The organism is Thalassobaculum sp. OXR-137, assembly GCF_034377285.1.
Taxonomy (GTDB): domain Bacteria; phylum Pseudomonadota; class Alphaproteobacteria; order Thalassobaculales; family Thalassobaculaceae; genus Thalassobaculum.
The window spans coordinates 2,076,981-2,095,399 of record NZ_CP139715.1 but is presented as its reverse complement, the minus strand read 5'-3'; the positions used below and the strand labels follow the sequence as shown (position 1 = coordinate 2,095,399).

Sequence of the window (18,419 nt, the reverse complement as noted above, 5' to 3'; positions counted from 1 at the left end):
ATGGCCCGCCGGCAGGCTCGCCCCCACTCCCGCAAGGCCGCCAACCACCAGCGCACCGGCTTCTGGAGACGCCGGACAGGCCGGTGGTCGCGCTGGGCCGTGGTGATCGCCGCCCTGGTCGCCGCCACCGCCGGCCTGCGCCAGTCGGAACTGTTCTATCCGGTGGACGAGCCGTTCGACCGAGAGCTCTACCGGCATTGGAACGATGACGACGGCAATTGCCGGGACACCCGCCAGGAAGTGCTGATCGCCGAAAGCCTCGACCGGCCGACCCTGAGCCCCGACGGCTGCAAGGTCGTCGCAGGCCGCTGGTACGACCCGTTCACCGGCGCGACCTTCACCGATCCGGGCGACCTCGACGTCGATCACCGGGTGCCGCTGTCGGAGGCGCACCGCTCCGGCGCGCACCGCTGGGACGCCGCCCGGCGCGTGGCCTATGCCAACGATCTGTCCCACCCGGACACGCTGATCGCCGTCGACCGGAGCGCCAACCGATCGAAGGGCGACGGCGACCCACTGTCCTGGATGCCCCCCGCCCATGGCTACTGGTGTCCCTATGCCGCCCGCTGGCGCGCCACCAAGCAGCGCTGGGAGCTGGAGGAGGATCTACTGGAGGGCTGGTGGATTGACGCGGTGCTGAACACCTGCAGACTGCTGGGCAAGCCCATCGGTCCGTAAACCGACACATCCGCAGAAATGGGCGCCCCATCAGGGAAGGAACGATCGGACATGGGCGACCTGATCCTCACGACGTTCGACTGGGTTCCCGAGCCGCCGCGCGGCTTCGTGCGGGACCTGCGCGTTCGCTGGGCGCTGGAGGAGGCCGGGCTGTCCTATCGGGTCGCGACCGTGCCGTTCGAGGATCGCCGGCCCGAGCACTTCGCCCATCAGCCCTTCGGACAGGTTCCCTGGCTCACCGACGGCCAGCTCTCGATCTTCGAGACCGGGGCCATCCTGCTGCACCTGGGCGGGTTGAGTGACACGCTCCTGCCGAACGACCCCGACGCCCGCAGCACGACCGTCCAATGGGTGTTCGCCGCCCTCAACTCGGTCGAGGCGGCCGTCCAGCCCTGGATTCTCTACAAGTTCACCGGCGATACGACGCAAACGCCGGGCCGCCAGCTCATGGACACGTTCATCGCCGGGCGCCTGAAGCACATGGAGACCGTGCTGGGCGATCGGGAATGGCTGGGGCGCAGTTTTTCCGTCGCCGATATCCTGATGGCCGATGTGCTGCGTGTGACCGATATGTTCGACGGCTTGGCCGAGCATCCGGTCTGCCGCGCCTACGTCGCCCGGGCCACCACCCGGCCCTCGTTCATCAAGGCCCATGGCGACCAGCTCGCCCATTTCGCCGCCGCCGACGCCGCCCGGGCGCGATAAGCCGTCTCGGTCGCCATTGGTCGCTTCAGTTCGGCGGAGGAGTATGGTCCTCTACCGTCCAGATCCGACCTGCCCCGAGGACGCCCCGCATGCCGTTCGACTTCGACGAGATCATCGACCGCGAGAACACCCATTCGGTCAAATGGGACTACCACAACCACGGCGGCTTCGCGGCCTGGGACAAGACGTACCGGCATCACGGCGACGACCGGGTGCTGCCGATGTGGGTGGCCGACATGGATTTCCGCTGCCCGCCGGCGGTGACCAAGGCGCTGGGCGACCTCGCCGCCCACGGCATCTTCGGCTATTCGGCCAAGACCGACGATTATGTGGACGCGGTCTGCGGCTGGTTCCGCACCCGGCAGGGCTGGGACGCCCAGGGCGACTGGCTGATCACCGCGCCCGGTGTGGTGCCGACCCTGAACGTGGTGGTCCGCGCCTTCACCCAGCCCGGCGACAAGGTCATCGTCCAGCGGCCAGTCTATTATCCGTTCTTCCGGGTGACCACCAACAACGGCTGCGAGGTGGTCTCCAACTCGCTGATCCTGGAGGACGGCGCCTATCGCATGGACCTGGAGGACCTGGAGGCGAAGGCCAAGGACCCGAAGGCGAAGCTGCTGATCCTGTGCTCGCCGCACAACCCGATCGGCCGGGTCTGGACCGCCGAGGAACTCACCGCCGTCGCCGAGATCTGCGCCCGAAACGGCGTGATCGTGGTCGCCGACGAGATTCATGGCGACCTGATGCTGCCGGGCGAGACCTTCACGCCCTTCGCCACCCTGGGCGACGTGGCGGCCCAGAACACCATCGTCTGCACCGCGCCGTCCAAGACCTTCAATCTCGCCGGGCTGCACACCTCCAACATCTTCATTCCCAACCCGGCCCTGCGCGAGACATTCGCCGAGACCTACGCGATCCACACCCTGCCGGGCATGAACCCGTTCGGCATCGCCGCGACCATCGCCGCCTATCGCGGAGCGTCCGACTGGCTCGACGGGGTGATGGCCTATGTCGCCGGCAACGCCGACCGGCTGATCGCCTTCTTCGGTCAGGAAGTGCCGCAGATCCGCGCGATCCGGCCCCAGGGCACCTATCTGCAGTGGTTCGACTGTCGGGCGCTCGGCCTGGACAAGGATGCGCTGGAGGACCTGATGCTGAACGAGGCCAAGGTCTATTTCGACGAGGGCTACATCTTCGGCGCGGAGGGCGAAGGCTTCGAGCGCATCAACCTCGCCTGCCCGCGCAGCACCCTGGACGAGGCCCTCGTCCGCATCCGCGACGCGGTCCGCGCCCGCGGTCTCTGACGCCGGAGCGCACCAGCGCACGACCGTCCGGCGGAGGCCGCCGGACGGTCTGTATCTGAGCGTCGAAACCCTCAGCCGCCGGCGACGTAGGCGGCGAGTTGGCGGACCTCCTCCTCGGTTTCCTCCAGGCGGAACTTGACCACGTCGCCGATCGACACCATTCCGGCCAGCCGTCCGTCCTCCAGCACGGGGACGTGCCGGAACCGGCCCTTGGTCATCATCTCCATGACGTCGGCGATGGTCTGGGTCGGCGCGCAGGTGATCACCTTGGCGGTCATCAGCGCGCTGACCGGCTCATCGAGCACGTCGCCGCCCTGCTGGGCCAGCACCCGCACCACGTCGCGTTCCGACAGGATGCCAGCGAGCGCACCGCCGTCGGTGGTGACGACGATGCAGCCGATCCGCATCTCGGCGAGCGTGGCGACGGCCGCACCCACCGGGGTATCCGGCGCGACCGTGACCACATTGTTGCCCTTGGTCTTCAGGATATCGGAAACAAGCATTTCAACCTCCCGCTTGGCGAAGCGGGCGGGCCGGTCCGGCGGCCTTGCGGAACGTCGGGTCGTCCTGGTCAATGCTCGGCCGCGCCCGTTCCGAGGCGGCTAGAACGGCCCGATCCCGTCGCATGTGCCCTTAGGCCGGGCCTTGATCCCATGATCCGCCCGATTGCCGCCTCTGGCAAGCGCCTCGACGGTGGAACCGCCGGCCGGCCTGGGGTAGAAGAACACCGGCTGTCCTCGTAGCTCAGCTGGATAGAGCACCAGATTCCTAATCTGGGGGTCACAGGTTCGAATCCTGTCGGGGACACCATTCCAACCTCCGCGCACCGTACCGGGCCGAAATGACGGTGTCCGGCCCCATGCGGAGAGCGGTTGGCGACGATCCCATCCTGTTCCAGCCCCCAACCAATGCCTGCCGGCGACGGCAGCGGAGTGGGATTGACATTCGGTTCGTGCTGTCGTTCCGTGTTCTGAATTCAGAACACAATTAATGGCTCCCCCATGGACGCTCTGGCGAGCAAGCCCGATCTCACCGCCCAGGCGCATCACGCCATCCGCGAAGCCATCATGGCGATGGATCTGGCGCCGGGAACGCCGCTGGCCCAGGAGGATCTGGCCGAGCGGCTCGGGGTGAGCCGCCAGCCGGTCAGCCATGCCCTGGTGCTGCTGCGGCGCGAGGGGCTGGTGGTCGACCGCGGCCGCAAGGGCCAGATGGTGGCGCCGATCGATCCGGACCGGCTGCTCGCCCTGTACCAGGTGCGCGGCGCCATCGACCGGCTCGCCGCCCGGCTGGCGACGGCCAGACTAGCGACGGACAGACTGGCGACGGACAGACTGGCGACGGCCGGGCGCGACCCGGTGGAAAATCCCGCCAAGCGTTTCGAGCGGCTGATCGAGGACGGCCGGGAGGCCTGCGCCGGCGGCGAGATCGACGCCCTGGTGAAGGCCGATCTCGCCTTCCACCAGGCGATCCACGCGCTCTCCGGCAACGACGAGATCGAACGCACCGCCGCCGGTTTCTGGCCGCATATGGTCCGTTCCATGCGCGTGGTGCTGGAGGACAGCAAGGGGCGCGACGCGATCTGGGACGAGCACGCGGCGATCGCCGAGGCGATCCTCAGCGGCGATCCGGCCAAGGCCGGCAGCCTCGCCGCCGACCATGCCGAACGCACCGGCGAGCTGACCCATCAACGACTGAGCCGGCCCTAAGACCGGCGAACCGCCAAGAACCAAAAAGCCAGCAAGGAAGGAAACGTCATGAAACTGAGCACCGAAGACCTCAAGACATTCGACGAAGAGGGCTACCTGTTCTTCCCCGGCAAGTTCACGCCGCAGGAAGCCGCGCTGATGAAGCAGGAGGCCGACAAGATCTACGCGATGGACCGCAAGGAGGTCTGGCGCGAGAAATCCGGCGTCGCCCGCACCGCCTTCGCCGCCCATACCTATAACGAGACGTTCCGTCGTCTCGGCTCCCATCCCCGCCTAGTCGAGCCCGTGCAGCAGATCCTCGACGGATCGGTCTACATGCATCAGTTCAAGATCAACGCGAAGGCCGCCTTCGACGGCGATGTCTGGCAATGGCACCAGGATTACGGCACCTGGGCGCGCGACGACGAGATGCCGGAGCCGCGGGCGATGAACATCGCGGTGTTCCTGGACGACGTCACCGCCGCCAACGGCCCGCTGCTGTTCATTCCGGGCAGCCACAAGCAGGGCGTGGTCGAGGCCGGGCACGACCTGGAAACCACCTCCTACCCGCTTTGGACCCTGGACCGCGCCACCGTATCGGCCCTGGCGGAAAAGGGCGGCTGCGTTGCGCCGACCGGTCCCGCCGGCAGCGTGCTGCTGTTCTCCTCGCTGCTGGTGCATGCGAGCCCGCCGAACATCTCGCCGCTCGGCCGCACCATCGTCTACCTGTCGCTGTGCCACGTGGACAACCACATCCGCGCCTTCAAGCGCGACGAGTGGATCGCCCATCGCGACTTCACGCCGATCACCGCGCTGGAGGACGACTGCTTCGACGAGCTGGTCGCCGGCCAGCTCCAGGCGGCGGAATAAGCGACGATGTACATCTATCAGGACCTCCTGGCCCGCGCCCAGGCCGGCACGCCCGTGCGTGTCGGCCTGATCGGTGCCGGCAAGTTCGGCTCCATGTTCCTATCCCAGGTCCCGACCACCCCGGGGCTCGAGGTCGTCTGGATCGCCGACCTGTCGCCCGACCGGGCCCGGGCCGCCTGCCGCGCGGTCGGCTGGCCCGACGATCTCATCGCCAAGACGACCTTCGAGGACGATGCCCGCACGCTGATCGCGTCGGGCACCGCCGAGGTGGTCGTGGAAGCCACCGGCGTGCCGTCGGTCGGCCTGGTCCACGCCCGCGAGGCGATCCGCAACGGTGTCCATATCGTGATGGTCAATGTGGAGGCGGACGTGCTGGCGGGGCCGCTCCTGGCCGAGGAGGCGCGCCAGGCCGGCGTGGTCTATTCCATGGCCTATGGCGACCAGCCTGCCCTCACCTGCGAGATGGTCGAGTGGGCGCGCTCCACCGGCTTCGAGGTGATCGCCGCCGGCAAGGGCACCAAGTTCCTGCCGTCCTACCACGCCTCCACCCCCGACACGGTCTGGGACCATTACGGGCTGACCGGCGAGCAGGCCAAGGCCGCGGGCATGAACAGCCAGATGTTCAACAGCTTCCTCGACGGCACCAAATCGGCGCTGGAGATGGCGGCGATCGCCAATGCGACCGGCCTTACCCCGCCACCGGACGGGCTGATGTTCCCACCGGCCGGGATGGATGACCTCGCTCATGTGCTCCGCCCCATATCTGAGGGCGGCCAGCTCGCCGCCAAGGGGCAGGTGGAGGTGGTCTCCTCCCTGGAGCGGGACGGCCGGCCGGTGTTCAAGGACCTGCGCTGGGGCGTCTACGTGGTGATCGAGGCGCCGAACGACTATGCCGCCGCCTGCTTCCGGCAATACGGCATGAACACCGACGCCAGCGGCCGCTATTCGGCGATGTACAAGCCGTTCCACCTGATCGGGCTGGAGCTCAACGTGTCGATCCTGTCGGCGGCGATCCTGAAGCGGCCGACCGGTGCGACACAAGGGTTCCGCGGCGATGTGGTGGCAACGGCCAAGCGCCCGCTGAAGGCCGGCGAGATGCTGGACGGCGAGGGCGGCTTCACCGTCTGGGGCAAGCTCTATCCGGCGGAGACCTCGCTGAAGATCGGCGGCCTGCCCATCGGCCTCGCCCATAACGTCAGACTGAAGAACGACATCGGTAGCGGCCAGCCCATCCGCTGGTCGGACGTCGAGACGGATGCGGACAGCGACGCGATCCGCATCCGCCGCGACATGGAACGCCGGTTCGGTCTGGAGGGAATGGCGGCATAGGCGCCGCCTGACCCTTCACGCCAGAGCCTGTATCCGCATGAGGGTTGGGGCGAGGCATATCGATATTCCGCCCCAACCCACCAACGGATCCAGGCTCGTGAATTCCATCGTCAACGTCGTCCTCCCGGTCTTCGGACTGATCCTGACCGGCTATCTGGCCGGCTGGCGCAAGCTCCTCGGCCGCGACAGCAGCGAAGCGCTGAACGGCTTCGTGTTCTATTTCGCCCTACCGGTGCTGCTGTTCATCGCCATGGCGAAGATCGATACCGCCACCGTGCTGAACGGCCCGTTCCTGGCGGCCTACCTGCTCGGCCAGATCAGCACCCTTCTCATCGGCTTCGTGGTCGCCAAGACCTTCTTCAAAGTATCGCTCTCCGAGGCGGCGACCCATGGCACGGTCGGGATCTACGGCAATGTCGGCTATATGGGCATCCCGCTGGTGCTCACCGCCTATGGCGAGGCCGCCCTGCCGCCGGCCATCATCGCCACCATCGTCAACGCCGCCCTGAACATCGCCGTGCTGACCGCGGTGATCGAGACCGACCGGCACAGCGGCTCGGGCCTCGCAGCGCTGCGCAAGGTCGCGGGTGCCGTGTGCAAGAGTCCGATCCTGGTCGCCCCGGTCGTCGGGTTCCTATGGGCGCTCGCGGGGCTGCCGGTTCCGACGTCGGTGCAGACCTACGGCAACATCCTCGGCGCGGCGGCGGGACCCTGCGCGCTGTTCGCCATCGGCCTGTCGCTGGTCGGCCTGCCGCTGAGCGAAGGCCGCGCGGAAGTTGCCTCGATGACGGTCCTCAAGCTCCTGGTCCACCCGGCCCTGACCTGGATCTTCGCCACCTGGCTGCTGAGCGACCAGCCGAGGGTCTTCATGATCTGCGTCCTCATGGCCGCCCTGCCGACGGGCGCCAATCTCTTCGTGCTGGTGCAGCGCTACCGGATCTATGTGGCCCGGACCTCGACCGGAATTCTCGTCACGACGACCCTGAGCCTCCTGACGCTCTCCGCCCTGTTCTACATAGCGGGGGATTTGTCCTGATCCTTCCAGACCTCAATGCAACCTCGCTGGATACGTATTTTTAATGGTAATATTTTTTAAAAAACACTTTTTAGTAGTTACGTTGCGTTGAATAACATAATATTCGTCCCGTCACACAGTTCGGGAGATCCCTATGACACTGAAACACTTTTCTGGGCGGATCAGAGAAACCCTGGCCGTCTGCTGCGTTGCCGTAGCAGCGGCGTTCCCCAACGAGGCCAAAGCTTCATGCGGTCCCGGCGACTCGGTCTATATCGGCTCCGTGTGCATAACGGCGGCATCGTTCTGTCCCCGCGGCTATGCGAGCATGGAAGGGCAACTGATCGCGATTTCGGAGAACAGCGCCCTCTTCTCGCTGCTCGGCTGCACTTGGGGTGGTGACTGCCGCACCTCGTTCGCATATCCGGATATGCGGGGCCGTGCGCCGATCGGGGTCGGAACGGGTCCGGGACTAACTTCCATTCAGCTGGGGCAATGGCGTGGGGCTGAAACTCATACGCTGACAGGTGAGGAGCTTGCTCAGCATGATCACGCTGCGGAATTCACCGCCGAGGCAGGAACCGGCGCGACGGGTACCCTCATGGCCTACACCGCCAGAGCCAGCACGGACACTCCGGCGACGGGAAGCTTCATTTCGGGCGGCGGCGGCACCTCGATATTCGGCACCGGCGGCCTGGGCGCGCAACTGGTTGAGCTCGGCGGCCTGACCATTGAGGGCGGCGAAAGCGCTGGGGGAACCGTTGATATAGGCGACACCGGCAGTTCCGAACCGTTCAATATCCAGGGCCCGGTTATGGGGCTGAAATTCTGCATCGCCACGGAAGGAATCTATCCGCCGCGCACCTAAGCCAGGGGGGGGAGAAGGCCGCTTCGTCGAACTGCGAGGCGGCCGCTCCGTCGTCGCGGCCACGGACCTGACTTTTCCAGATCGAGATCAACCATGAAACCAGCGATCAAAGCGGTCAAGCGCACCAATTTGATCGGTGACCCCACTCCAGCATCCGATTGGCATCGGAATATCCAGTTATGATTGCATGATTAACTTTAATTTCTTAAATTATGAACTCCAGATTGCAATTTTTCTTAATTTATTTTGGTAACCAGGTTCATGAAATTGAATGCTTTATAAGAATACAACTATACTCTGCTTAATTGATTGACACGCGCTCGTTAGGTCGCACTATAAACTTTAGATAGCATCCATCTCTTAGCACTTCCCTTGAGCGATCCGGGGTCAGACATTGATTCGCAAGCAGAATACGATCGTGTTCATCGATCGGCGGATAGACCGCGCTGAAATTCTGTTATCCGGCCTGCGTCCAGACGATACATGTCACCTGCTGCGCGGCATCGGCGATCCGCTTTGGGAAATTGCGTCAATCCTCTCGAGCAGACGCAATGTGGAGCGTCTCGTCGTTCTGGCGCACGGTTCGCCGGGAGTCATAGAACTCTCAGGCAAGCGCCTCGACCGCGCCGCCCTGCGCGACAGCGAAGAGGCCCTCGCAAGCATCAGGGCGGCGCTAACACCGGACGCCGACCTCGTTCTGGCCTCGTGTGCGACAGGAGCGGGCCCGGACGGCGCAGAATTCGTGGATACTCTCGAGACGGCTCTGGGCGTGACGGTCTCCGCAGCCTCCGCTGACCTTGGCGGCACCGCGGGGTGGGACGGCCTGCCGGTTCTTGCATCGGTGTTCAGAGCCGAAGCACTCGACTCCTACCCATATCGGCTTGCGGTCTTCGATTTTGAATCGGTAACGGGATCGGGAACCGCGACCCTGACGCAGACGGTCAGCGGCGTCACCCTGACCGCGACCCGCTCGGACGGCGGGAACCTGTCGACAAGCAGCACCGGCGGCGTATCCGGCAATTTCCTGGACAGCACCACCGTCGTGAACGGCACGATGACACTGACCTTCAGTGCACCGGTGACCGTAACGGCTTTGGCCTATTGGGAGGCCAGCAATCCCGCCAACACAGGCGGAAACTATGTCCTCACGCCCTCTGCGGGTACCCCCGCTCAGGTGCTTGAGACAAGCGTTTCAAACTTTCACACGGACCTCAGCCCCGCCGATTGGACCGGCATCACCACGATCACGGTGTCCTATTCCGGGGGCGGGAACTACTTTGCCGGGGTCGATCAGATCACCTTCACCGTCGCCAATGTCAACGCGACGACGAATGCGGCCGGGTTCAACACCACGAACGGCACCAACCTGACACCAGCCTCCACCTTTGGCAGTGCCGACGACACCCTGACGGTTGCCGATGCCAGCCATATCACCAGCACGTCCGTGGCGAACGGCGGCGGCGGCACGGACACGCTCATCCTGGCCAACGGCAGCGACCTCTCCACCGCTGGCTTCACCCTGACCTCGTTCGAAACGCTGACGCTGGCTGCCAACGCCACCGCGACGATGTCGGAGACCCAGTACGAGGCGTTCACGACCGTCAACGGCAATACCGGGACGGAGACGATCGTCCTGTCTTCGGCAAATGGCGACGGGACGGTGATCGGCAGTGCCAATATCGAGTCCTTCACCCTCAACGGGGCGTTCACGTTCTCGATCGGAACGGCCGGCCAGAACGTGACCGGGAGCGATGCTGCCGATCAGACCGTGAGGGTCGGCAGCGGCATCAGCGCTCTGAGCGGCATCTTGAATGGCGGTGCGGGAGGTAGCGACAGACTGCTGCTGAACACCAACGTGAACATCGCCGATGCCACGGTCAGCAATTTCGAGATTCTAAGCCTCACCAACAGCCCCTCCGTCACCATGACGGTGGCCCAGCACGACGGCTTCTCCAGCATGACGGGGGGAGGAGGCGCCGACCAGATCACCTTCTCGGCGACTGGCGGCGACACGAGCACAACCGGCAACGCGGCAGTCGAGACCTACGTCCTCAATGCCGCCGGGATCGCCTTCACCCTGGGCGCCGCCAGCCAGAACGTCACCGGCAGCACCGGGGCCGACACAGTCAATGTCGGAACCCTCACCGCGACCGGTACCCTGAGCGGCGGCACCGGCACCGATATCCTTCAGCTCGGCACCGGTGCCAACATCGCCGGCGCCACCGTGAGCGGTTTCGAGACCCTGACGCTCACCGGCGGTGCGTCGGTGACCATGACGGAAGCGCAGCACGATGCGTTCTCCTCGGTCACCGCGACGGGCAACGATACCATCACGATCTCGGCATACACCAACGGCTTCCAGACGCAGACGGCGGTGGAGAACTATGTCCTGGGAGTCGCCAACGCGGTCACGGTCGCCGGCGGCGCGCAGAACATCACCGGCTCGACCGGCAACGACACCATCACCTTCCAGGGCCTGACCTATACCGGGACGCTCTCGGGCGGTGCCGGCACCGATGTCATCCAGGCGACCACCGGAACCAACTTCTCCGGTGCCGCCATATCGGGGGTCGAGAACCTGACATTGGCCGGCAATGCGTCGGTGACGATGAGCCTGTCGCAGTTCAACACTTTCGCCGCCGGAATAATCACCGCCGGAGGCAGCGAGACGGTGACGCTGTCGGGCGACGGCACTCTCTCCACGGCCAGTGCCATCGAGAACTACACAGTCGGCGACGACAGCACCAACACCCGTACCGTCACGGTGAACAGTGCGGGCCACAGCGTCAGCGCCACCTCGACCAGCGATGCGGTGACATTCGATACCGGAACCCTGACCCTCGCCGGCACGCTGACCGGCGAGGGTACGGTCAACGACATCCTGTCGCTCGGCAGCGGCGCCAATATCTCCGGCGCGACGATCACCAATATCGAGGACCTGACCCTCGCCAGCGGTGCGTCCGTCACCATGACGGCGGGTCAACTGAACGGCTTCAGCGGCACCGTCACCGGCGCCGGCTCCGAGACGGTGATCCTGAGCGCCACCGGAACCATCAGCGGCTCCAACCTCGGCGCCATCGAAACCCTCTCCACCGCCAGCGGTGGGTCGGAGACCATCACGCTCGCCGCCTCGATCGCCGCCGGCAAGACGCTGACCGCGGCGGATACCGGCAACGACCATTTCGTCGTCACCGGCGCGACCGGCGCCCAGAGCGTCACGGGCAGCGCCGGAACCGACACGCTGGACGGCGGCGCCGGTGCGGACACGCTCGGCGGCGGCGCCGGCGCGGACAGACTGACCGGCGGCGACGACGCCGATGTCTTCACCGGCAGCGTCAGCGATCTAAACGGGGACACGGTCACCGACCTGACCACATCGGATTCCATCCTGCTCACCGGCGTCACCGGCCTGTCGACGTCCAATGTCCGGTTCAACGGCACCAATCTGGAAATCGACACCAACGCCACAACCTTCGCCTCGCCGGAGGTCAGCATTGGAACGGTGTCCAATCTGACCAGCACCTTGACGATTTCCTCCGTCGCGGATTCCAACGGCAACACGCTGATCACCTTCGCCAGCCCCAGCGTTTCGGCGACCACGACGGCTGCCGGGTTCAATACGACCAACGGGACCAGTCTCAACCCGGCCTCGACCTTCGGCGCCACCGACGACACGCTGACCATCGCCAGCGCGAGCCACATCAGCAGCACTTCCGTGGCGAATGGCGGGAACGGAACGGACACCGTCATTCTGGCTGACGGCAGCGACCTGACCACGACCGGCTTCACGCTGACCTCGTTCGAGACCGTCACCCTGTCGGCAAACGCGACCGCCACGATGTCGGAGAGCCAGCACGACGGCTTCACGACCATCAACGGCAACAGCGGGACGGAAGGAATTACGCTAAACGCGGCCAACGGCGACGGCACCGTCACCGGCGATGCGGATATCGAGACCTATACCCTCGACGCCGCCTTCACGTTCACACTTGGGGCCGCGGGGCAGAACGTGACCGGCAGTGCCGGCGCGAACCAGACGGTACAGTCGAGCACGTCGATCGACACGCTGACCGGCACGTTGAACGGCGGAGCCGGGGGCTCCGATACACTGATCCTCGATACCGGCGACAACCTCTCCGGCGCGACGGTCAGCAATTTCGAAAACCTGACGCTCGACAACGACGCGTCCGTCACAATGACGGCGGCGCAACTCAACGGCTTCACCGGCACCACGACGGCGGCCGCGACCGAGACGGTGACCCTGTCAGCAACGGGATCGATCACCACCGCAAACATCACCCCCATCGAGACCTTGGCGACCGCGGCGGATGCCGGTGCGCAGACGATCACCCTGACGGCTGCCCAGGCCGCCGGCAAAACCCTGACCGCCGGCGACAGCGGGCAAGATCACTTCGTGGTGACGGGCTCCACCGGCAGTCAGTCTGTCTCCGGAAGTGCCGGGGGCGACACCCTCGACGGCGGTGCCGGCGACGACACGGTGATCGGCGCGGGCGGCGCGGACGCCGTAAGCGGCGGCGCCGGGAACGACATAGTCAGCGGCGGAAGCGGGTTCGACACGCTTGCCGGCGGCGACGGGACCGATACCTTCTCCGGAAGTGCGGCCGATTTCAACGGCGACACGATCTCCGACTTCGCGGCGGGCGACAGCATCGTGGTCACCGGCAAGGATCTGTCGGCTCTGAACGGCACGACCGCAAGCGGCACGATCGACATCAGCGGCAGCGTCGAGACCACGCTCACCGGCATAACGTCGGCGAGCGGCACGTTCAACGCGGTTTTCGCAGCCGGCAATACCACGATCACGCTGATCGCCCCCTCATCTGGTGGCGGTGGAGACACCGGCAGCGGTACGCCGACCATCGTCGTCGCGCCTAGTACGCCCACGGTCCAGCCAGGCGGCGGTGCGACGTCGACAGCCCAAACCATCACGAACAACGGCACAGCCTCGGGCTCGGCCGCGATCGTTCAGAACACCAATAACAACGGCAATGTGGTTACCGCCACCCTGCCGCCGCAGACGACGATCACCTCGGAAGGGCCGACCACCGCCCAGACCCCGCAGAATGCGCTGACGACCCTGGTGACCTCGATCCAGGCCCGCGGATCGACGGCTGAGACGGGGCTGGTATCGGGTGCGCAGACGTTCCTGACCAGGCTGTCAGAGACCACCACCCTGGACGTGCGGACGATCGTGCCGACCACCACATCGTCCTCCCTCAGCAGTCCGATCGTCATCACCGGCACCAGCGGCGGCAGCCAGTCGGAGGCCTTCGTCATCGACCTGCGCTCCCTGCCGTCCGGGTCCACCCTGCAGCTCGACAATATTGAGTTCGCCTCCGTCATGGGCTCGTCCACGGTAACCGGCGGGGCCGGCGACAACTACGTGACCGGCGACGACAACAGTCAGTTCATCTCGCTCGGCGTCGGCGACGACACCCTGTTCGGCGGCGCCGGCGCGGACACGATCGGGTCCGGCAGCGGCCGGGACTTCCTGTACGGCAATGAAGGTAACGACAGGGTTCTCGGCGGAACCGAGAACGACGCGGTCTATGGCGGGCAGAACGACGACGTCGTCTACGGCAACCAGGCCAATGACGTGGTCTACGGCAACCGGGGCGCCGACACCCTGTATGGCGGCCAGGACGCTGACAGCCTCTATGGCGGCCAGCAGGCGGATCTGGTTCACGGCAACCAGGGGGACGATCTGCTCTACGGCAACAAGGGGGCCGACACCCTGATCGGCGGCGACGGCAACGACACGCTGTATGGCGGTCTGTCGAGCGAGCAGGGCGGCGACGGGACGTCGATCGACGTACTCGGCGGCGGCGCCGGCGACGACGCATTCTACGGCGGCGAAGGGGTCGACTGGATCTATACCGGCAGCGGCGCGGACAAGATCTACATCGATAACGGCAACGGCTTCGACGTGGTGGCCGATTTCGACGTGGCGGCCGGCGACATGCTGATGATCCGCACCCATGTCAACGGCCAGGCGATCTCCTCGGCCGCCGATCTAATCGCGCGGGCGACCGACAATGCGGAAGGCGACGCGGTGATCGATCTCGGCGGCCAGCATGTTCGCCTCATCGGCATCCATACCGCCGACCTGACGGAAAACTATTTCGGGTTCTTCTAGACTCCGACCGCGGTCGGCGGCAGGCGCGCCAGGCGGCTGTCTCAGTGGCCGGTGGCCTGATCGCGGAGACGGTTGATGACGTTCTCGTCGGCGATCCGCCGATAGGCCGCTTCAACGAAGCTCGACAGACCGAACAGGACGAAGCCGACCGCCACGACGCCGAGCAGCCAGGGCCCGTAGGGCTGCTGCTGGAGCTCCCGCAGCGCGTCGGCCAGCCCGCCGGCCTTGCTCGCGTCGACGTTCCAGCCGGCGCTCACCAGGAAGACCGCGACCAGGGCGAAAGCGAAAGCCCGGGCCGCCCGCCCGGCGCAACCGACGACCTTCGCCGTCTTTCGCTTATCGCCGGAGATCGAGAGATCGTCCATGAAATCCGCAGACCACGCGGATTTGGCCTGAAACACCGCGACCCCGAATACGATCGCGCCGGCGGCCATCACCATCCAGGGACCGTAGGGTTGCTGCATCAGCCACGCCGTCCAGCCCTTCATGCCACCGCCCGACATGGTCATGCCGATCGCCAGCGCGGCGGCATACCCGGCGAGACCGATATGGATCAGCGCGCTGACGATCCGGCCCAGGCGGGCCAGCATGCCCCGGGCATCGCGGCCATGGTCGTTCAGGTCGAGCAGGGCCTCCACCAGACGGAAGAGCGCATAGCTCAACAGACCGAGCGCCATGGCGCCGAGCATCGCCCAGCCGAAAGGACCGCCGACAAGGCTGTGCAGCGCCCCCTTGGTGTCCGTGGGACTACCGAGCCCCATCGCGGATCGGACTGCAAACCAGCCGACCAGCAGGTACACGATTCCGTGGGCGGCAAATCCTATGCGCCCGAAAGTCTCCAATCGGTAGACCCGGTCCATAGGGTTCTCCATGCCATGGTTCAGCAAGGAGAACGCATGAGCGGCCGTCACGGTTGCCGCTCCCATGCCATTTCGTCCGGCCGGCGAAGCGGCCTGCCCCGCGGGCGGCGGCGCAGGCCCCGTTACCGGCATGTTAAGGATATGTTTACCCTGACACCTTCAGGTTGACAGCATCAGCGGTAACCTGCCGGTCTGCCCCATGGACGCGTTCTCGCCCTCAAACGGTAAGGCTCGGGAAGACTTACTTTCCGCCCGGCCATCCTCTCGGCCGACACTCGGCGCCGATGGCCGGGACCATCAGGCCGCCCATCGCCGGCAGGCATGCTTCGGGGGCCGGCATGGGCGCCCCTGACGGTCCCGACACGGCCGGGCCGGAGGGCCTTTGCGGCCAGATCTTCGAGCACTGGCAGTCCCTCGCACGCGCCGGCGAGGCCTCCCTCGGAATTCCGGTCCGCGACCAGATCGACCTGCTCACCCTGCCCAAGTCCGTCGCCGGAAACTTTTTCCTGATCGAGCGCCGCGGCAACCGCTACTTCGTCCGGCTGGCCGCCACCGCCCTGGTCGACAACATGGGCACTGAAACCACCGGTAAGTATCTCGACCAACTTATGCGTCCGGAGAAATATCCCGCCCGCAAAAAACTGTTTGAATTGTGTACAGACCGAGGATGTCCAGTCTACTATGGCGCGACTCTCGCCGCCGAGCGGCGGGACCACATCGCCTTTCGAAGGATCCTACTTCCCCTGCGCAGCGCGCCCCGTGGCGAAATCGACCTCGTCTGTGGCGCAATGGAATTTATTACCTCCCAGGAATTAAGCGATGGATCGCTCCCTGCCCCTTCATCCGGCATGCAGCCCCCCGATACCGGCAACGGATTGGTGTTCCAGCGCATTTTCGTCTCCGGCCACTGGGACGACTGGACCGGGCAGCCGCTGGCCGTCGCCGCCCCTCCACAATCGCGTTAAGGAGTCGTTAACTTTTCTAGCGAAGGATACCGACGGAGCTGGGGACACCCTGCTCCAACACCTTCCAGTAGACCGAGACGCAGTCTCTCCCATCAGTTGTGATTTCATGGAGCGGGTCGTTGTCAGAAACCGGCTTCCCCGGTGAACTAAAGAGCGCCGGGATCGCACCGGATGGGCTTTGCGCCGATCTGTTCGACCATTGGCTCGAACTTTGCGCCAGTTCCTCGGCCGCCGACCGCATCCCGGTGCGCGCGCAGATCGACATGCTCACCCTGCCGACGCAGGTCCTGCCTTGGTTCTTCCTGCAGGAATGGCGCGACGGCCGCTACAGGAGCGTGATCGCCGGAACCCGGCTCACCGACGAGTTCGGCTTCGAGCCCAAGGGCCGCTTCATGGACGAGCTGCTGTCCAACGCCGTCTATCACGCGCGGCGACGGATGTTCGACACCTGCCTGGAACTCGGCCTGCCGTTCTATTACCGCGGCAGCCTGTCAAAGCCGGCCGACCGCTACGTGGCTTTCCAACGGCTGCTGCTGCCGCTGCGGCCGACCGAGGACGGATCCATCAGCATGCTGTTCGGCGTCCTGCGGTTCTATGAACGGGCGGCGCTGACCGACCGCGAACAGCGTCTGGTCGAACTCGATGCCGGCAGCCTGTTCCACTGCAGCACCTACGAGGACGGCCACTGGGTGAATTGGCCGCCGGCCGACGGCGGACACAGGACACGCTAGGGCGGGAAGACCGCCCCGCCGCCTCCCGCAAACCGCTCAGTCCAAGGCGAAGACCATGGCCTTCAGATAGGCGCTCTCCGGCAGATGGGCATGGACCGGGTGATCCGGTCCGGCACCCGCCGACCGCAGCAGCCGACCCTGGCGCTCCGCATCGCCGAGGCCGCGCGCGTTCTGCTGGGCAAAGGAGACCGGATCCATGTGGTGCGAGCACGAGGCCAGCACGAGAACGCCGCCCGGCGCGGTGATCTGCGCGGTCATGCGGGCGAGCTTGCGGTAGGCCTTGGCGGCCGGTCCCACATCCTTCTTGGAGCGGGCGAAGGCCGGCGGATCGCAGACCACGATGTCATACTGTTCGCCGGTCTTGACCAGATGCTCCAGGGCGGCGAAGGCATCGGCCTTGCGGGTGGTGACTCGGTCGGCCACCCCGCTCAGTTCCGCCGCCTTCTCTGCCTGCGCCAGAGCCGGCCCGGCCCGGTCGATCAGGTCGACGGACGCCGCACCGGCGACCGCCGCCTGGACACCGAACCCGCCGGTATGGGCATAGAGGTCGAGCACCCGCGCCCCACCGGCCAGCCGGGCGACGAAGGCGCGGTTGTCGCGGTGGTCGTAGAACCAGCCGGTCTTCTGGCCGCCCATCGGGTCGAGCGGGAAGAGCGCGCCGCCCTCCGAGACCAGGGCCGGGTCCGGCACCACGCCGTCGACCAGCCGGACCTCCTCGCCCAGCCCCTCTAGCTTGCGAACCGGACTGTCGTTGCGCAGCACGATGGCCGCCGGCGACAGGACCTGCCGCACGGCCTCGGCGACCATCGGCACCATCCGGTCCATCCCGGCGGAGTTCGCCTGGATGACGACGACATCGCCGTAGCGGTCGACGACCAGGCCGGGCAGGCCGTCGGCCTCGGCATGGACGACCCGGTAGAAGGGGGTGTCGAACAGCCGCTCGCGCCAGGCCAAGGCCGATGCCAGGCGCCCGGCGACCCAGGCGGCATCGATCGCCGTGCCGGGGTCGCGGTCCAGCATCCGCAGGGCGATCAGGCTGTGCGGGTTCATATGGGCGGGACCGACCGCGTCGCCGGCATGGGTCTCCACCATGACCACCGTGCCCGGCGGCAGCGCCTTGGCCTCGGCCGTCATCGCGATCTCGTTCGAAAAGCCCCAGGGATGGCCGCGCAACAGGCGCGCGCCTCCGCCCTTGTTGAGTCGAACGATGGGGGTCTTGTCGGACATGGGGGTCTCCGCGACGGACGGC

General features: G+C 66.0%; 14 protein-coding genes and 1 tRNA gene. 12 read left to right on the top strand and 3 right to left on the bottom strand.

Annotation, left to right across the window (positions count from 1 at the left end; genetic code table 11):
- The 3 genes from T8K17_RS09810 to T8K17_RS09800 all read left to right on the top strand — a co-directional run bounded on the left by T8K17_RS09810 (position 1) and on the right by T8K17_RS09800 (position 2,687).
- The gene (locus T8K17_RS09810; RefSeq protein WP_322334324.1) at positions 1 to 678 is read left to right on the top strand and encodes a DUF1524 domain-containing protein; all 678 of its coding nucleotides are present in this window, start codon (positions 1 to 3) and stop codon (positions 676 to 678) included.
- Between the two features lie 51 nt (positions 679 to 729).
- Positions 730 to 1,383 (top strand): glutathione S-transferase family protein, encoded by a 654-nt coding sequence (locus T8K17_RS09805; RefSeq protein WP_322334323.1) that lies wholly within the window; start codon positions 730 to 732, stop codon positions 1,381 to 1,383.
- Positions 1,384 to 1,472: 89 nt separating this feature from the next.
- Positions 1,473 to 2,687, top strand: coding sequence for a MalY/PatB family protein (locus T8K17_RS09800; RefSeq protein ID WP_322334322.1), 1,215 nt, complete (start codon positions 1,473 to 1,475; stop codon positions 2,685 to 2,687).
- 71 nt (positions 2,688 to 2,758) lie between these two features.
- Here the strand turns inward: T8K17_RS09800 and T8K17_RS09795 are convergent, their stop codons facing one another.
- Positions 2,759 to 3,190 carry a CBS domain-containing protein gene (locus T8K17_RS09795; RefSeq protein WP_322334321.1) on the bottom strand — a complete coding sequence of 144 codons (432 nt, stop codon included), beginning with the start codon at positions 3,188 to 3,190 and terminating at the stop codon, positions 2,759 to 2,761.
- Between the two features lie 230 nt (positions 3,191 to 3,420).
- On the opposite strand from T8K17_RS09795, the gene T8K17_RS09790 reads away from it, so the two are divergent.
- The 7 genes from T8K17_RS09790 (at position 3,421) to T8K17_RS09760 (ending at position 14,614) form a co-directional block, all read left to right on the top strand.
- Positions 3,421 to 3,497, top strand: a tRNA-Arg gene (locus T8K17_RS09790).
- Positions 3,498 to 3,688: 191 nt separating this feature from the next.
- Positions 3,689 to 4,396 (top strand): GntR family transcriptional regulator, encoded by a 708-nt coding sequence (locus T8K17_RS09785; protein ID WP_322334320.1) that lies wholly within the window; start codon positions 3,689 to 3,691, stop codon positions 4,394 to 4,396.
- 48 nt (positions 4,397 to 4,444) lie between these two features.
- Entirely contained in the window at positions 4,445 to 5,245 is an 801-nt protein-coding gene (locus tag T8K17_RS09780; protein WP_322334319.1) for a phytanoyl-CoA dioxygenase family protein, read from the top strand.
- 6 nt (positions 5,246 to 5,251) lie between these two features.
- Entirely contained in the window at positions 5,252 to 6,574 is a 1,323-nt protein-coding gene (locus tag T8K17_RS09775) for an NAD(P)H-dependent oxidoreductase (protein ID WP_322334318.1), read from the top strand.
- 97 nt (positions 6,575 to 6,671) lie between these two features.
- The gene (locus tag T8K17_RS09770) at positions 6,672 to 7,610 is read left to right on the top strand and encodes an AEC family transporter (RefSeq protein WP_322334317.1); all 939 of its coding nucleotides are present in this window, start codon (positions 6,672 to 6,674) and stop codon (positions 7,608 to 7,610) included.
- Between the two features lie 133 nt (positions 7,611 to 7,743).
- Positions 7,744 to 8,457 (top strand): phage tail protein, encoded by a 714-nt coding sequence (locus T8K17_RS09765; RefSeq protein WP_322334316.1) that lies wholly within the window; start codon positions 7,744 to 7,746, stop codon positions 8,455 to 8,457.
- 418 nt (positions 8,458 to 8,875) lie between these two features.
- The gene (locus T8K17_RS09760; protein WP_322334315.1) at positions 8,876 to 14,614 is read left to right on the top strand and encodes a DUF4347 domain-containing protein; all 5,739 of its coding nucleotides are present in this window, start codon (positions 8,876 to 8,878) and stop codon (positions 14,612 to 14,614) included.
- 41 nt (positions 14,615 to 14,655) lie between these two features.
- Here the strand turns inward: T8K17_RS09760 and T8K17_RS09755 are convergent, their stop codons facing one another.
- On the bottom strand, positions 14,656 to 15,525 hold the full coding sequence (locus T8K17_RS09755) for a DUF1206 domain-containing protein (RefSeq protein WP_322334314.1): 870 nt from the start codon (positions 15,523 to 15,525) through the stop codon (positions 14,656 to 14,658).
- A 287-nt stretch (positions 15,526 to 15,812) separates the two neighbouring features.
- Between T8K17_RS09755 and T8K17_RS09750 the strand changes: the two genes are divergently transcribed.
- Together T8K17_RS09750 and T8K17_RS09745 are read left to right on the top strand one after the other, a co-directional pair.
- Positions 15,813 to 16,439, top strand: a complete 627-nt coding sequence (locus T8K17_RS09750) for a PAS domain-containing protein (protein ID WP_322334313.1) — start codon at positions 15,813 to 15,815, stop codon at positions 16,437 to 16,439.
- 119 nt (positions 16,440 to 16,558) lie between these two features.
- The gene (locus T8K17_RS09745; RefSeq protein WP_322334312.1) at positions 16,559 to 17,170 is read left to right on the top strand and encodes a PAS domain-containing protein; all 612 of its coding nucleotides are present in this window, start codon (positions 16,559 to 16,561) and stop codon (positions 17,168 to 17,170) included.
- 36 nt (positions 17,171 to 17,206) lie between these two features.
- On the opposite strand, the gene T8K17_RS09740 is transcribed toward T8K17_RS09745, so the two are convergent.
- A complete protein-coding gene (locus T8K17_RS09740; protein WP_322334311.1) occupies positions 17,207 to 18,397 on the bottom strand; it encodes a class I SAM-dependent rRNA methyltransferase in 1,191 nt (396 codons plus the stop codon).
- Positions 18,398 to 18,419: the final 22 nt, after the last annotated feature.

Coding starts and splice junctions, on each gene's coding strand:
- T8K17_RS09810 (WP_322334324.1), top strand. CDS start 1: ATGGCCCGCCGGCAGGCTCGCCCCCACTCCCGCAAGGCCGCCAACCAC.
- T8K17_RS09805 (WP_322334323.1), top strand. CDS start 730: ATGGGCGACCTGATCCTCACGACGTTCGACTGGGTTCCCGAGCCGCCG.
- T8K17_RS09800 (WP_322334322.1), top strand. CDS start 1,473: ATGCCGTTCGACTTCGACGAGATCATCGACCGCGAGAACACCCATTCG.
- T8K17_RS09795 (WP_322334321.1), bottom strand. CDS start 3,190: ATGCTTGTTTCCGATATCCTGAAGACCAAGGGCAACAATGTGGTCACG.
- T8K17_RS09785 (WP_322334320.1), top strand. CDS start 3,689: ATGGACGCTCTGGCGAGCAAGCCCGATCTCACCGCCCAGGCGCATCAC.
- T8K17_RS09780 (WP_322334319.1), top strand. CDS start 4,445: ATGAAACTGAGCACCGAAGACCTCAAGACATTCGACGAAGAGGGCTAC.
- T8K17_RS09775 (WP_322334318.1), top strand. CDS start 5,252: ATGTACATCTATCAGGACCTCCTGGCCCGCGCCCAGGCCGGCACGCCC.
- T8K17_RS09765 (WP_322334316.1), top strand. CDS start 7,744: ATGACACTGAAACACTTTTCTGGGCGGATCAGAGAAACCCTGGCCGTC.
- T8K17_RS09750 (WP_322334313.1), top strand. CDS start 15,813: ATGGGCGCCCCTGACGGTCCCGACACGGCCGGGCCGGAGGGCCTTTGC.
- T8K17_RS09740 (WP_322334311.1), bottom strand. CDS start 18,397: ATGTCCGACAAGACCCCCATCGTTCGACTCAACAAGGGCGGAGGCGCG.